The organism is Alloalcanivorax sp. (assembly GCF_964221125.1).
GTDB classification, from domain to species: Bacteria; Pseudomonadota; Gammaproteobacteria; order Pseudomonadales; family Alcanivoracaceae; genus Alloalcanivorax; species Alloalcanivorax venustensis.
Genome location: NZ_CAXPXK010000009.1, coordinates 68,460 through 83,541, shown reverse-complemented (window position 1 = coordinate 83,541; position 15,082 = coordinate 68,460). Strand labels below are relative to the sequence as shown.

Here is a 15,082-nt window from a genome sequence, read left to right as displayed (position 1 = left end):
CAATCCCGATCAAGGTAACGTTCATGTGGGCACCTCTTGTAGTCGATTGGTTTTGGTAACTCAATCTTGGCGCATCGTGACGCCGTATTGGCAAGAGGTGTCCATCTCATCATCCCTGTAGGCTCGGCGTTTGGCCGTCCCTGGCCAAACACGGTCCTGGATGGGCACACCCGATCCCGGGGCTCCTTGGAAAATTGAAAGGTCCTGGCGCTTTCTCTGAAAGGGTGGAGCTGACCCGTGGCGGTTCCGCTGCCTAGTGAGCGGGGCAATGGTGGTGCCTGTAGGGACCTATTTGGCCAGGGATGGCCAAATGAGAGCGCCCATGGAGGGCTTGAGCGATCCCGGAAGGCACCACCATTGCACCGCGTCCCGGATACGGAGCTCCGAACATCTGGACACCAGCCCCTCTACGGGCCGCCCTTAATGCAGCGAAAGATGACGAACTTGGCGTTGCGGGCCACGGTGTCCACGCGTGGGAACAGCTTGCCGAGCGGGCGCTGGTAGCCGAGGTGCTGGTTGGCGACCACGCGGAGTTCGCCGCCGGGGGCGAGCCGGCGGGCGGCCTGGCGGAACAGGCCGCGGGCGACCCGGTCGTCCACCGCGTGGCCGCGGTGGAACGGCGGGTTGAGCAGAATCAGGTCGAACTGCTTGTCGATGCCTTCCAGGCCGTTGCCCAGGTGGAAGTGGTGGCGCTCCGGTTGCCGGTCGTGGTCGGCCACGTTGGCGCGGGCGCTTTCCACCGCCAGGAAGGAGACGTCGCAGAAGGTGACCCGCGCCGGGTTGTCCGCCGCCAGGCTCAGCCCCAATACGCCGTTGCCGCAGCCCAGGTCGGCGACATCACCGCTGACGTCGGTGGGAAGGTGGTCGAGCAGAAAGCGGGCGCCGATATCCAGATGGCGGCGGCCGAATACGCCGGGGCCGGCCTGCAGGGTCCAGCCCCGTTCGGGAACGGCCACGCGGGCCGGTTCCGGCGCATCGCGCAGGGCGGCGCCGGGTGCTTCGGCGGTGAACAGCCGCGCTTTTTTCCAGCCGAGCCCGGCGCGGCCGTTGCCGAGCCAGTGTTCCAGCAGCGGCACCAGTTGGGCCGGCAGATGCTTGTCCATGCCCGCCAGCCATACCGGGGTGCCCGCCGGCAGGTAGTCCGCCAGCCAGGCGAGCTGCGCTTCCAGCAGGGAGACCGCTTTGGGCAGTCGCAGCAGCACCTGATCCGGCGCCCGGGGCGGCGTTTGCCAGGGCCACAGCCAGGCGTCGCCGGGGGCCGCGCGGCCGTTGTCCTCGGCGTTGGCGACGGCGGCGCGCCAGCACAGCCAGTCGTCGCCGGCGCTCCAGGCCGGGCCGGACGCGGCGGCGGTGAGCCAGAGGGCGCCGCACTGGTCGTTGAGGACCAGCGTGGCCGGCCCGCGCCGGTGCTCGTCGAGTTGTTTGAGCAGATAGCGGTCGGCCGCGTCGAACGGCAGCAAGGGGTCGCCGCGTCGGTGCGGCCAGCGTTTCAGGGCCAGCGGGCCCAGGTTGGCTTCGGCCATAATCAGTGTGGGAGCAAGCTCAGGAAGCGCGCATTGTGCCCGTGGCACCCGGCTTTGGCCAGAATATGCGCAACCGGTACATCCGCCGGGTTAAAACGGTGGCATTCTCAAATTTCGCTGCTAGAATACGCCGCACATTCGGAGTATAGCTCAGCCTGGTAGAGCACTACGTTCGGGACGTAGGGGTCGCAGGTTCGAATCCTGCTACTCCGACCAAATTAAAAAAGCCGACCCTCGGGTCGGCTTTTTTATTGCCTGGCGATCGACAATCAGAAGGTGTAGACCAGCGACACACTGGTTTCCTGATCGGTGTTGTGGGTGCCGTCAGGCACTTCGGAATCACGGGTCACCAGGTGGCTCAGACGCATGGCGAAGTGATCGTTGATCTTCGAGGTCAGGGACGTTTCGGAACGCACCGAGGTGTTGTCCTCGCCCACTTCCGTGGAAACCGCCTGACGGAAGGAAGCGTTTTCGCTGATCGTCCATTTGTAGTTACCGGCGAAACGGGCGATCACGCTTTCATCCTTGTTGTCACAGCCGGTATAGGAATCCTCCGGCTCCAGACACTCCACGCGGTAACCGGGACCGGCTTCAAGGTCCAGGGTGTGCGCCGGCGTTTCCAGGAAACGGCGACCCAGACCGAGCGCGTAGCTGGCCTGATACTGGAACCCCGAGAAGTTGTCTTTGTCGTAGGTCAGCACGTTGAACAGATAGTTGTTGTCGGTCAGTTTGCGGTCGAGCTTGTAGGAGGCGTAGTAGCGTTCCGCGGTGCGCTCTTCCTCGCCATCATCGTTATCGCTCATGGTGTTGACGGCTTCCGCCTTGGCGGTCTGGCGCCAGTTGACGCCGTCATGGGCGGCGTTGACCTTGCCGACAATCGACTCGGATTCGCTGTTGCCCCGCGAGAGGAGGTAGGACGCCTCCGTTTCGATGTCCCAGGCGCGCTCCTGAGCACTCTCCTGCTCCGCTTCCTGAGCGTGAACCATCGCCGGCATTACCGCCACGCCGCACGCCAGGGCCAACCAATTTTTACGCATTATTCCTCCTCGAAGTGATTGTCGATCCGGTACCCGGGGATATCGCTTTGAACGTACGGGTGGCCACGGCAAGCCAACGCGAACAGAGCTTGCCGCGGGCCTCGATCAACGGGATTCGGTGCTCTGTGTGTGCGGCTGGTAGCGCTCCACCAGCTGGAAAACAGCGAAAAAGAGCACGGTGAAAAACACATTGCCGGCCAGGGTCTTCCACAGGAACGGCAGACCGGCGGCGTAGCTGGCCAGCAGGCCGGAAGCGTCCGCCGGATACAGCACGCCGGCGGCCCAGACGCCGAAGTTGGTGACGGCGTAGAACAGCAGTGCCGCCGCCACCGCGCCGCCGGTGTGGGCCAGCAGGCCCCGTCGGCGCAGCAGCACCCCGCCCAGGGCGATCACGGCGAAGGCGCCGTAGACGTACAAGGCGGTATCATGGAAGCCGAGAATCAGATCGGACGCCACCAGGGTGGCGAGCGGCACCAGTACCCGGGCCAGGGGTTGGCGCAAATAAGCCCCGGCGAACAACGCCAGCGCCCCCATCGGCGTCATATTGAAATCGTGCGGCACCACGCGCCACAGAAAAGCGAAGCCGGCCAAAGCCAGCACTACGATCACGGTACGACGCATCAAACTCCCCTTACACTGTCCTAAACCGCCGCGGGAGAGCGGCGCTGTTCAATGGGCGGGAGTATAACGCACCTGCCACGTTGGGTAACCCGGCCACAGCCGGTATAATGCGCGCCCCGGTTTTCCACGGGCCACACAATGATGGAGCCTTGCATGTCCTCGAACCGCCGCGAACAACTCACCGCCCTCCTCCGGGAGCGAATCGTCATTCTCGACGGCGGCATGGGCACGATGATCCAGCGCCTGGAGCTCTCCGAAGCGCAGTATCGCGGCAGCCAGTACGCGGACTGGCCTTCCGACCTGAAGGGCAACAACGACCTGCTGAGCATCACCCAGCCGGAGATGATCGAACAGCTGCATCGCGATTATCTGAACGCCGGCGCGGATATCGTCGAGACCAACTCCTTCAACAGTACCGCCATCGCCATGGCGGACTACGATATGCAAGATCTCGCACGCGAGATCAACGTGGCCGCCGCCCGGGTGGCGCGCCGCGCGGCGGACGCCGTCGCCACCCCGGAGCGCCCGCGCTTCGTGGCCGGCGTGCTGGGCCCCACCAACCGCACGGCCAGCATCAGCCCGGACGTGAACGACCCGGGCTACCGCAACACCGATTTCGACCGGCTGGTGGCGTCCTATCTGGACGCGATCGACGGCCTGGTGGAAGGCGGCATCGACCTGATTCTGATCGAAACCATCTTCGACACCCTCAACGCCAAGGCGGCGGTGTTCGCGGTGGATCAGTACTGCTACGAGAAGGGTCTGGATCTGCCGGTGATGATTTCCGGCACCATCACCGACGCTTCCGGGCGGACGCTGACCGGCCAGACCACCGAGGCGTTCTATAATTCCCTGCGCCACGCGCGGCCGCTGTCCATGGGCCTGAACTGCGCCCTCGGGCCGATGGAACTGCGCACCTATGTGGAAGAGCTGTCGCGGATCAGCGAATTCCATGTCTCCGCGCACCCCAACGCCGGCCTGCCCAATGAAATGGGCGAGTACGACCTGGACGCCGACACCATGGCGCGGGAAATCGGCGAGTGGGCGGACTCCGGCTTTCTGAACATCATCGGCGGCTGCTGCGGCACCACCCCGGAGCACATCGCGGCGATCGCCGAGGCGGTGCACGGCAAGACGCCGCGCCGCCTGCCGGAGATTCCGGTGCAGTGCCGCCTGTCCGGCCTGGAGCCCTGCAACATCGCGCCGGACGACCTGTTCGTGAACGTCGGCGAGCGCACCAACGTGACCGGTTCCAAGCGCTTCCTGCGCCTGATCAAGGAAGAGGATTACGACACCGCCCTGGACGTGGCCCGCGACCAGGTGGAGAACGGCGCCCAGATCATCGACATCAACATGGACGAAGGCATGTTGGAGTCGAAGGAGTGCATGGTGCGCTTCCTCAATCTGGTGGCCGCGGAGCCGGAAATCTCCAAGGTGCCGATCATGATCGACTCCTCCAAGTGGGAGGTGATCGAAGCGGGCCTCAAATGCATCCAGGGCAAGGGCGTGGTCAACTCCATCTCGCTGAAGGAAGGCGAGAAAGCCTTCCTCGACCAGGCCCGGCTGATCCGCCGCTACGGCGCCGCCACCGTGGTGATGGCGTTCGACGAGGACGGCCAGGCGGAAAGCCGCGACGAAAAAGTCCGCATCTGTACCCGTGCCTATAAGTTGCTCACCGAGGAAGTGGGCTTCCCGCCGGAAGACATTATTTTCGACCCCAACATCTTCGCCATCGCCACCGGCATTGAGGAACACAACAACTACGCGGTGGACTTCATCGAGGCGGTGGCGGAAATCAAGCGCACCCTGCCCCACGCGATGATCTCCGGCGGCGTGTCCAACGTCAGCTTCTCGTTCCGGGGCAACAACCCGGTGCGCGAAGCGATCCACGCGGTGTTCCTGTACTACGCCATCAAAAACGGCATGGACATGGGCATCGTCAATCCGTCGCAGCTGGCGATCTACGCGGACATCCCCGACGAACTGCGCGACGCGGTGGAAGACGTGGTGCTCAACCGCCGCGACGACGGCACCGAGCGGCTGCTCGACCTGGCCGAGAAGTACAAAGGCTCCGGCGAAAAAGAAGCCAAGAAGGAAGACCAGGAGTGGCGCTCCTGGCCGGTGGAGCAACGCCTGGAGCACGCCCTGGTGAAAGGCATCGCCGATTACGTGGAAGAGGACACCGAGCTGGCGCGCCAGAACGCGGAGCGCCCGCTGCACGTGATCGAAGGCCCGCTGATGGACGGCATGAACGTGGTCGGCGACCTGTTCGGCGAAGGCAAGATGTTCCTGCCCCAGGTGGTGAAGTCCGCCCGCGTGATGAAAAAGGCGGTGGCCTACCTGCTGCCCTACATGGAAAAAGAGAAGGAAGAGCTCGGCACCCAGGATGAGGCCAACGGCAAGATTCTGATGGCCACGGTGAAAGGCGATGTGCACGACATCGGCAAGAACATCGTCGGCGTGGTGCTGCAGTGCAACGGCTACGACGTGGTCGACCTGGGCGTGATGGTGCCCTGCGACAAGATTCTGGAAACCGCCCGCCAGGAGAAGGTGGACATCGTCGGCCTGTCGGGCCTGATCACCCCGTCGCTGGACGAGATGGTGCACGTGGCCAGTGAGATGGAGCGCCTGGGCATGGAGCAACCGCTGATGATCGGCGGCGCCACCACCAGCCGCATTCATACCGCGGTGAAGATCGACCCCAATTACCACAACCCGGTGATCCACGTGGCGGACGCCTCCCGGGCCGTGGGCGTCGCCTCACGCCTGCTTTCGAAAACCCAGAAAGCGGACTATGTGGCGGAGATCAAACAGACCTACGAGGACCTGCGCGTACGCCGCAAGCAGCAGCAGGTGGACCGCTCGCTGATCAGCATCGAGCAGGCCCGCGAGCACCGCTTCCAGCCGGACTGGGACAACTACACGCCGCCGGAGCCGAAGGTTAAAGGCCTCAAGGTGTTCGAGGAGTACCCCCTCGACGAGCTGGTGGAGCGCATCGACTGGACGCCCTTCTTCCGCTCCTGGGAGCTGGCCGGCAAGTTCCCGCGCATCCTGGAAGACGAAGTGGTCGGCGTGGAAGCCACCAAGCTCTACAGCGACGCCCGCGAGATGCTGGATAAAATCGTCAACGAAAAGTGGCTCACCGCCCGCGGCGTGATCGGCTTCTGGCCCGCCCATTCCGACATGGACGACATCCATCTGTACCGCCAGCCCGGCGACGACCAGCCGTTCATGACGCTGCATCATCTGCGCCAGCAGCTGGACCGCAGCAAGAACCAGAAGCCGGACTACTGCCTGAGCGATTTCATCGCCCCGAAGGAAAGCGGCAAGACCGACTGGCTGGGCGGCTTCGCGGTCACCGCCGGCATCGGCATCGACGAGCACGTGCAGCGCTTCGAAGCCGACCACGACGACTACTCCTCGATCATGATCAAGGCGTTGGCGGACCGTCTCGCCGAAGCCTTCGCGGAACGCCTGCACGAACGGGTGCGCAAGGAATTCTGGGGCTACGACAGCGACGAAACGCTCAGCAACCAGGACATTATTTCCGAAAAGTATCGCGGCATCCGCCCAGCGCCGGGCTACCCCGCCTGCCCGGACCACACCGAGAAAAGCCTGCTGTGGGAACTGCTGGAGCCGGAGAAAAACGCCGGCATGACGCTCACCGAACACTACGCCATGTTCCCGGCGGCGGCGGTGTCCGGCTGGTACTTCTCGCACCCGGAATCCAAATACTTCGGCACCGGCAAGCTCGGCAAGGACCAGATGGACGACTACGCGGCCCGCAAAGGCATGTCGCGCAAGGACATCGAGAAGATGGTGCCGCACTTGCTCGGATACATAGACGACAATTAATAGTTAAGAGTTAACAGTGAACAGTTCGCGGGTGGGATCGCGGGCTGATTCCTGGGCCGTGCCCGCGCTTCTGGGGTGGCGGGAAGCTGGCCGCCTAAGCAGCGCGGGCACGGCCGCTCCGCTTCCCCGGCCCCACCCGCGCCACTATTAACTTTTCACTGTTAACTGTTAACTGCTCTCGCTATTAACTATTCATTGTTAACTATTAACTCGCCACGCTCATCGAGCGTGGCTCTCCTTCCGTCAACGACGCTGTGCATGACGTCGCTGACGTCCCAGACCGCGGGGATGGCGCAGGCGACCGCGAGGCTGGCGGCGACGTTGGCGGGGTCGCGGCCGGTGATCACCAGGCCGGCGGCCTGGACCAGCCAGGGGGCCCAGCTGGGGTCGACCTGGTCCACCACGACGATGTCGCCGGGTTGCAGCCGGTTCAGGGCCCAGGCGCTGCACAGGCGGCGCACCGGGCCGCTGGCGGTGCCGGGCACCAGGGTGGCGCCGCGCAGTACCGGGCTGAGCCGGCCACCGCCGCCGAAGCCGAAACCGATGCGATCCATCTTCCAGTCCGGGGCGCCGGCGTGGGCGTCTTCCAGGTAGCGCACCTTGCGCTGGCCGATCACGTCGCCGGAGGCGGACGCCGGCACCCTGCCCTGCATCCACAGTTCCCAGAGCTCGTCGAAGTAGAGAAAGAAGACGTCGTCCGGGTGGGCGAGCAGCTTGTCGCGCACCAGCAGCGCCGCCACGTCGACCAACAGGGTGCGCAGCCGGTTGCCGACGGCGAAGCGCAGCCCGCGGGCGCGCCGCGCCAGCCGCAACAGGCTTTGATCCAGGTGCGGCGGAATCTCTTCGTGCAGTGTCGGCGGCCGCGCCGGCGTGCGCAGGCTCTGGAACTGCGCCGGCTGGTCGCACAGCGGGGCGTGCACCGGGTCCGCCCCGGTGCGCAGGCGGCTGGCCTCGAGCGCACTCCGGTCGCCGGCCAGCACCGCCCGCAGGGCGGCCATTTCCACCTCGCTGAGCAGCAGCGCCAGAGGAACCGGGTCGCGCTCGGCGAGCAGGCGGTCGGGCAGCGACAGATAGGCCAGCGCGCCCTCCTGGGCGGCCAGACGCTCGCCGATACGGTCCAGTTCCATCAGGCTGCGCCACAGGCGTTCGCGGTCCCGGTGCGGCGCTCGCCAGCCCTTGAGCCGCCGGCCGATCACCGCCAGTTCGCCGCTCTGCCGCCAATGCTGCAGCCGCCCGGCCGGCTTGCCGGCGCCGGGGTTGCCGGCCACGCTTTCCAGCGGTTGCCAGGCGGGCGGCACCTTGGCCGCCGCGCCGGGGTGGTGCTCGCGCAGGCGGCGGAAAAATTCGCTGTTGGTGTAGAGGTGGCTTTGCTGGCGGCGGTAGGGTTCGATCCGCGCGAGATCGTCCCAGCCGTGCTTCTCAACCAGGCGTCGCCAGAAATGGGTCTTCAGCCAGCGCCCGACCAGGGTGTACCAGAGTGGCGTCAGCGCCTGGTTGAACAGGGCCGGGGTGGCGCGGCGGGTCCAGACTTCCTTGGGCACCGGCAGCGAGCCCACCGGCAGGGTCTGCAGCAGCCACAGCCGTTCGCCGTCATGGATCCATTCGCCGGCCTGGGGCCGTTCGAAGCCCCGTTTGAGTTGCTCGCCGAGCGCCAGTAACTGGGACGCGGGCACCGCCTGATCCAGGGCCACCGCGTCGCTGTCGGCGCGATACACCAGGCGCCCGTCCTCATCGAAAATCAGGCGCTGCCGTTCGGCGCCGCCTTCGGCCACGCCTTCCACCACCATGTGCGGCAGATCCTGACGCAGCGGGTGGCGGGTGAACAGCACCCCGGCGGCACGCTGGCGGGGCAACGCCTGCACCACCACCTGCTCGGGGGCCGGGTCGCGGCCGAACACCGTGGTCAGGGCCGCCGCCAGGGCTTCGTCGGAATCCAGGTTGAGCAGGCTCTCGCGCTGGGACTCCGCGTTCATGGCCCCCTGGTGCAGCACCCAGTAACGCTCACCGTTAAACATGCGCGGCAAGGCGCGCAGCCGGCGCACCAGGCCGTCGGTGTCCTGCTCCAGCACGGCCTGGCGGGAAATACGCCAGCTCGGCGGCACCGGCAAGCCGGAAGCCAGCCAGCGTTGCACGTTCTCGTCGCCGCGCTCGTCGGCGGCCAATACATCTATGCTCATGAATATCTAATTATCAGAGTGGGCCGCGGCGCAGGCGCCCGATCAGCCAGAGACCGCCACGGTAGAACAACGGCGTGAGAACCAGGGTGCCCCCCACGAGCACCACGGCAATGCCGCCAAACAGCACCGGCGCCTTCATCAGCGTGCTCATCAATGAGTCCTGCCAGTAGAAGAACCACTCATGGTCGGCGGGAAACAGCCAGATATGGAACTGGTAGAACACCGCTTCAGGCCCGGAAACGAGCAGCCAAACTACCATAGCCAGCAACGGGGTCACAGCGACCAGCGCCCGCCGCCGCCAATCCGGCGCAGGCCGGCGGGCCACCCCGGCGGCCAGCGGCAGCCAGACCAGGAAGGCCACCGCCAGGGCCCAGCGGCCACTGTCGATAAGATGGGCGACGTCGCGCAGGTGTTGCACTTCGGCGGGCCGCAGCAGGGTCACCGGCGTGCCCTGGCGGTCCGGATAGCGGATCGACGCCAGCCCCTCGCCACCGTCGTGTACCGCCACCCGGATGCGGTGAAACAGCTCGATGTGCTGGTCGGCGTCCAGCGCCTCGAAATCCGCCCGCTGGAAACGGTTCAGGGGCCCGTACTGCTCGATGTGCCGGTCGATATCCAGCGTTTTATACCAGAAGGCGTAGCCGTAATCGGCCTGGGCGTAGAGGGCCCAGGTGATCCCCAGGGCCAGCACCACCGTGGTCAGCGCGTAGCAGAACCAGGCGGTGAGCGCGGCCCCGCCGGTGGCGCCTGGGGCGCCGGCGGGCCGTCGCGGGGCTTTTTTGCGGGTGGCTTTTTTCGCCACGGATCAGCGCGCCAGGGTGGCACGCAGGGAGGCGGTGCCCGGTTTGTCGCCGGCGCTCATTTCCATGGTCGCCAGGGTCAGGCCCTTTTCCTCCATGGCCTGCAGCCAGAGCAGCATCTCGCTGGCGGGCTGGTTTTCCATCTGGATGCGCACCGAACGGTTACCGTCCGGCGTGAAGCCACGCAGGGTCAGCCCGTAGGACTGCACCGAACGGCTGATATTGCTGGTCCAGTTGGGGCCCAGGTCGGCACCGGTATTGCCGCCGCCACCACGGGCCGCGCGCACCGCGTCCGCGTTGCTTTCAATCCAGGCCAGGGTTTCCTGGTTGGCGAGATAGCGCTGGCGGGCCGCGTCGCGGGCGTCCCAGGCCGGCTGCCAGATCAGCCAGTACACCAGCGCCGCCGCCACCAGCAGCGCCAGGGCCTGCAGAATGCGCTGTTCGCGGGGTTCCCGTTGCTCGTACCAGGCCCGGGCCGGCGCCAGTTTGGCGTCCAGTTTTTCCCGTGCCTGTTGCAGATTCTTATTCATCCCGCCTGCTCCACTTTCACCCGGGCGGTAACGCCGGTGGCGCCGTTCCGGTAGTTGGCAATCGTGGCGCGTACGCCTTTCTCGTTGAGGGCGCCCTGCAGCTTCTCCACCTGGTTGTATTCCTTGGCGCCCAGATCCAGCAGCAGGCTGCCGTCGCGCTGATCGAACTGCAGCCGCTTGGGTTCCACTTCGCTTTGCGACAGCGTCGAGGCCACCGCCGGCAGGACGCGGAACAGGGTCCCGCCGCCGCCGTCCCCGTCACCGCCCAAACGGGCCAGGCGCGCCTGGAACTGGCGGCGCAGGCCGGAGGTGGCGCGGTCGCCGGGGAACAGTGACTGGTACAGCTCGGCGGCCTGGGCGAAGGTCTCGTCGGCCGCTTTCTGGTAGCGCCACTGCTGGGCCCAGACCGCCGCCAGGGCAATAAAGAACACCGCCGCGGCCAGCCCCATGACCGGTTTCCACGGCTGCCAGGGGGACGGGCCGCTGGCCTGGTTCTGCCGTTGTGAAAAGGCCCCCTGCAGCATCTCCACGCCGTGATCGGCGGCCAGCGCGGCCTGCAGTTGATCGCACAGCGTGGCCGGGTCTTCCAGGCGGGTGAAATGCAGTTCGTCGTCGCCGTGCAGCGCCAGCACCGCTTCGCGCTGGGCGTCGTCGGCCACCAGCGCCTGGTCGCGCTCCAGAATCAGCGTGCCCCACCCTTCCACGGTGATCAGCACCGGGGTCTGGGCGGCCAGCAGGTCGGCGTCGGCTTTCAGGCTCTGCGGGCGCACCCGGTGCTCGCGGCACAGGTCGATCAGCGCTTCCAGATTGGGCCGGTTGATCACCGCCACCGGGTAGCGGCCGTGCTCGGCCTTGCCGGACGCGAACCAGAGCTGCTCCGGCGCTTCCAGCAACTGCTCCTCAAGCAGATAGGGCAGCACCCGCTGCAAATGGCGGGCCTGCTTGCGCGACAGGGTGACGCCGGTGAGCAGCGCTTCGGCGCTGGTCACCACCAGGTTCACCGCCCGCCCGGAGAGCGCTTCCAGCGCCTCGCCCAGGCTGCCCTGGCGCGGGCTGTCCGCGCGGCTTTCCTGGAACAACACCCTGGCGTCGGCCAGTGCGTCCTGAAATGCCCCCGGGGCCAGATAGATCAATGCTGAATCGGCCACAATAAGAATCCTTTACGTCCCTGGAATACTGTCTATCACATTGTTGTTGTCATCGCCCGCATTGTAAAAGGGATTGCAGGCGGGTTCGAGCGGCGACAGCAGCGGCTTCACCTGGCGGCTGTACACCCGGGTGCCGTCCGCGCCGCCGCCGGCGGAGCGCCGCACCCGGCTGACCAGACGGCTGAGATTGCCGGCCACTTCCACGTCCACCATCACCTGGAAGTACTCGCTGGCGACCCCGAGACGGTCGCTCAGGGCCTGCTTTTGATCCGCGTCCAGGCTGCTGAACGGCTCCTGCTGCATCAGGGTGCCGATGTCCTCGATGGGCTCTTCCTGGCGCAGCGACACCACCGCTTCGGCGGCGTCGGAGCCGGCCAGCGGCCCGAGCACCGCGTCCAGCACCGGCAACGGCGCGGTGTTCACGTTCAGCGCCGTGTCGCTGGGCAAGGCGGTGAACAGCCCCCAGGCGGTGGGGTCCGGAAACAGGTCCTCCACCTCGAAGCTGCGCAGCGCCCGCATTTCGCTTTCATGGGCCACCGGCATGTTGGGCGTGCGGCTGAGGCGGTATTCCGCGTCTTCCGCGCCTTCCACGGCGTCGACGATGTTGTTGCTGTCGATCCAGTCGGTCATCTCGTTGGCGAGGATGCTCGCCTTGCCCGGGTCCGGCAGGGTCTGCTGCAACAGCCGTTGCAACATATCCCGGGCCTCGTCGTCGCGGGTGAAGCCGGCGCCGTTGGCCTCCACCAGCCAGTTCAGGTTAAAGCGTCCCTGCAGGTCCTGAACGCTGGCGCTGAGAATGGCGTCCTCGTAGGGCGTGGGCGTCAGCTGCACGGCCCACTGCTCTTCAATGCATTCGTCCAGTTGCTGGTTGGTGCGGCGGTCTTCGTCCAGGTCGTCGATCAGCCCCTGCACCGCCACCACCTCGGCGGCCATGGCGTACTGGTAGCGCTTGTCCCACTCGAGCAGGTTCTCGGTGCGCACCCGGAAGCGGTCCTGGCGGAACATCACCTCGGTGGTCACCGCCGCCAGGATCGCGAACAGCATCAACACGATGATCAGCGCCATGCCCTGCTGGCGGCGCCGCCCGCCGCTGCGCGGGTGTGCGATCAGGACGCCCATGGGTTCACCACCGTGCGGAAGTAGCGGTGCAGGGTTTGCCCGTCTTCCATTTCGATGTCGATTTCCACGCTTTTCGGCAGCCGCTGCTGCCACACCGGCGTGTTGGCGAGGGCCGGCTCGGGCCAGAATTCCAGCCAGCCCACTTCGCCGGTCTGCGCCTGGTCAAGATAACGGACCTTGAAGTCGGCGACGCCGTCGAGCAGCACGTCTTCCTGGAATTCGGTGGCCACGTTGGTGTCCAGCACCGGCCAGTAGCGGCGGTAGAGCTTTTCGTCCTCGAAGGCGTAGACCACGCGCTGCATTTCGCTGCGGCGGCGCAGCGCGAAGGGGTTGGCCCAGCCCAGGCGGGTGAATTCCACGTAGTTGTCGTTGCCGATCAGGGCCGGTTGCGGATCACCGTAGGGGTCGCGCACCGGCCGGGCGATCATCTGTTCGAAATCCAGGGTCAGGTAGGTCACCGCGCGCTGGGCGTCCTCCAGCTCGGTGGCGCCCTCACTGAGGGTGTCGCGGTTGTTCATGGCGCTGCTGAGAAATTCCACCGCCACCACATACATCAGCGCGAAGATGGCGATGGTGATCAACATTTCCAGCAGGGTGAACCCCGGCTGCCGTGCCCTGGAATCGCGCATCAGCCCCCCGTCATATCCTGGCCGCCGCCGCCCTGCTGACCACCGCCGCCCTGCTCGCCACCGGTGAGGGACTGCCCCTCCTGGGCCGGTTTGCCGATCAGGCTGGCCAGCTCGTAGACCAGATCGCCTTCGTCATCGTCGCGCATTTCGCCCACTTCGATGTCGACCCGGCGGGTGTCCGGATAGGGCCCGGAACTGATGGTGGTGCGCACCCACCACTCGCGGTCGCCGCGGGTCACCTGGTCGTCGTTGGTGCCGGTGTTGGGCCATTGCTGGTACACCTGCATCTCCACCAGCTTGTCGGCGGCGACCAGATAGGCCTGGCGGGTGTCGTCGATATTGCGGTAGGCCACGGCGCTGGCGCCCAGCGTCTGGCCCAGGGTGACCATGGCCAGCGCCAGCACCGCTACCGCGAGCACCACCTCCACCAATGTGAAGCCCGCCTGGCTGTGTTGCCGGCCGCGCGAGGTCATGGTCAATCCTCCAGAAAGTCGTCGTCGATCAGGCTGTCGTCCGGCTTTTCATCCGGCGCGGTCAGGGCCTCTTCTTCTTCGTCCCGGTCCGGGTCGCGTACCTTGCCGAGGGCGGTCATCTGTCGGCGGGCTTCCAGGTCCAGGTCCTGCCGGGAGCGCACCGTGAAGGTGATCGGCGTGGTCTCGCCGCTGGGGAAAAAGAACACCTGGGGCAGCGGCTCTTGGTCCTCTTCCTCCTCGTCCCGTCCGTTTTCCGGTTCGTCACGGTCGTCGCCGAGCAGGCCCTGGTCATCGCCGCCGAACGGGTCGTCGCTGACCAGTTGCTTGGCGGCGTCCTGCAGGGACACCCGCTCTTCGTCCTCGTCGTCGGGCAGGTCGTCGTACTGCCAGGTCAGTTCCAGGCTCTCGGGCAGGCGGTTGGCCTGCAGGCCGTTGCCCTGGGCGGGCACGAAGGCCCGCTCGCCGACGTCGTAGGTCAACGGCGTCCAGCCCCGTTCCGTGACTCTGAGCGCCATCAGACGCCCCGAGAACAGGCTCTGCTCGTTGAGCATGATGAGGGTGTCGGCGAGGCTGGCGCTTTCGCTGTCCAGCTGGCGCTGGTCGTCGACCCACACCGGCACCACCAGCACCGCCAGGGACAGCATCGCCACCAGCCCCACCACCACCAGGATTTCCAGCAGGGTGAAGCCACTTTGGCGGCGGCCGCGCGGCTTGGCGTCAGGCCCGGCCCGCCACATCAGTTGTCGCTATCGCGCCAGCTGATGTCCGCGTCGGTGCCCTCGCCGCCTTCCGCGCCGTCGGCGCCCAGCGAATACAGGTCGAAGGGGCCGTCCACGCCGGGGCTGATGTACACATACTCGTTGCCCCAGGGATCTTCCGGCACGCTCGGCAGGTAACCGCCCTCGGGCCACTTGCGCGCCGATGCGGAGCGTTCCACCAGGGCGTTGAGGCCCTCTTCGGTGGACGGGTAAGTGCCGTTGTTGAACTTGTACATATCAAGCTGCTGGACCACCCGCGACATATTGGTCTTGGCGATGTCCACCTTGGCCTGTTCCCCCTGCCCGATCACATTGGGCACGATCATCGCGGCGAGCAGACCGATAATGGCCACTACCACCATGATTTCCAGCAGCGTGAAACCGCTCTGGGTGCGTTGCATCTTTTTCATGA

General features: G+C 66.1%; 13 protein-coding genes and 1 tRNA gene. 2 read left to right on the top strand and 12 right to left on the bottom strand.

Annotated features, from left to right (window positions below):
• Positions 1-407: 407 nt before the first annotated feature.
• Positions 408-1,523, bottom strand: a complete 1,116-nt coding sequence (locus tag ACEQZD_RS01230) for a methyltransferase (RefSeq protein WP_370183472.1) — start codon at positions 1,521-1,523, stop codon at positions 408-410.
• A 139-nt stretch (positions 1,524-1,662) separates the two neighbouring features.
• Here ACEQZD_RS01230 and ACEQZD_RS01225 point away from each other — a divergent pair.
• Positions 1,663-1,739, top strand: a tRNA-Pro gene (locus ACEQZD_RS01225).
• 53 nt (positions 1,740-1,792) lie between these two features.
• Here ACEQZD_RS01225 and ACEQZD_RS01220 read toward each other — a convergent pair.
• Both ACEQZD_RS01220 and ACEQZD_RS01215 read right to left on the bottom strand, forming a co-directional pair.
• Entirely contained in the window at positions 1,793-2,560 is a 768-nt protein-coding gene (locus ACEQZD_RS01220; protein ID WP_142948758.1) for a YdiY family protein, read from the bottom strand.
• Between the two features lie 105 nt (positions 2,561-2,665).
• Complete coding sequence (locus ACEQZD_RS01215; protein ID WP_194856013.1) at positions 2,666-3,181, bottom strand: DUF6580 family putative transport protein; 516 nt, start codon at positions 3,179-3,181, stop codon at positions 2,666-2,668.
• A 153-nt stretch (positions 3,182-3,334) separates the two neighbouring features.
• Here ACEQZD_RS01215 and metH point away from each other — a divergent pair, with 153 nt between their 5' ends.
• Positions 3,335-7,036 (top strand): methionine synthase, encoded by a 3,702-nt coding sequence (gene metH / locus ACEQZD_RS01210; protein WP_370183471.1) that lies wholly within the window; start codon positions 3,335-3,337, stop codon positions 7,034-7,036.
• A gap of 188 nt (positions 7,037-7,224) precedes the next feature.
• On the opposite strand, the gene ACEQZD_RS01205 is transcribed toward metH, so the two are convergent.
• The 9 genes from ACEQZD_RS01205 to gspG are packed head-to-tail and all read right to left on the bottom strand — an operon-like array spanning position 7,225 to position 15,080.
• Positions 7,225-9,213 carry a PEP-utilizing enzyme gene (locus ACEQZD_RS01205; protein WP_335628886.1) on the bottom strand — a complete coding sequence of 663 codons (1,989 nt, stop codon included), beginning with the start codon at positions 9,211-9,213 and terminating at the stop codon, positions 7,225-7,227.
• Positions 9,214-9,226: 13 nt separating this feature from the next.
• Positions 9,227-10,015 carry a DUF1461 domain-containing protein gene (locus ACEQZD_RS01200; protein ID WP_335628887.1) on the bottom strand — a complete coding sequence of 263 codons (789 nt, stop codon included), beginning with the start codon at positions 10,013-10,015 and terminating at the stop codon, positions 9,227-9,229.
• A gap of 3 nt (positions 10,016-10,018) precedes the next feature.
• On the bottom strand, positions 10,019-10,543 hold the full coding sequence (locus tag ACEQZD_RS01195; RefSeq protein ID WP_335628888.1) for a type II secretion system protein M: 525 nt from the start codon (positions 10,541-10,543) through the stop codon (positions 10,019-10,021).
• On the bottom strand, positions 10,540-11,691 hold the full coding sequence (gspL, locus tag ACEQZD_RS01190; protein WP_335628889.1) for a type II secretion system protein GspL: 1,152 nt from the start codon (positions 11,689-11,691) through the stop codon (positions 10,540-10,542). The genes ACEQZD_RS01195 and gspL overlap by 4 nt, the downstream gene beginning before the upstream one ends.
• A gap of 12 nt (positions 11,692-11,703) precedes the next feature.
• Positions 11,704-12,810, bottom strand: coding sequence for a type II secretion system minor pseudopilin GspK (gene gspK / locus ACEQZD_RS01185; protein ID WP_335628890.1), 1,107 nt, complete (start codon positions 12,808-12,810; stop codon positions 11,704-11,706).
• Positions 12,798-13,439, bottom strand: a complete 642-nt coding sequence (gspJ, locus tag ACEQZD_RS01180) for a type II secretion system minor pseudopilin GspJ (protein ID WP_142948765.1) — start codon at positions 13,437-13,439, stop codon at positions 12,798-12,800. Before gspJ ends, gspK begins: the two co-directional genes overlap by 13 nt.
• Positions 13,439-13,912: a type II secretion system minor pseudopilin GspI gene (gspI, locus tag ACEQZD_RS01175; protein WP_142948766.1), complete on the bottom strand. Its 474-nt coding sequence runs from the start codon at positions 13,910-13,912 to the stop codon at positions 13,439-13,441. Before gspI ends, gspJ begins: the two co-directional genes overlap by 1 nt.
• Positions 13,913-13,914: 2 nt before the next feature.
• Positions 13,915-14,649, bottom strand: coding sequence for a type II secretion system protein (locus ACEQZD_RS01170; RefSeq protein WP_335628891.1), 735 nt, complete (start codon positions 14,647-14,649; stop codon positions 13,915-13,917).
• Positions 14,649-15,080 carry a type II secretion system major pseudopilin GspG gene (gspG, locus tag ACEQZD_RS01165; protein WP_194856019.1) on the bottom strand — a complete coding sequence of 144 codons (432 nt, stop codon included), beginning with the start codon at positions 15,078-15,080 and terminating at the stop codon, positions 14,649-14,651. Before gspG ends, ACEQZD_RS01170 begins: the two co-directional genes overlap by 1 nt.
• Positions 15,081-15,082 lie beyond the last annotated feature (2 nt).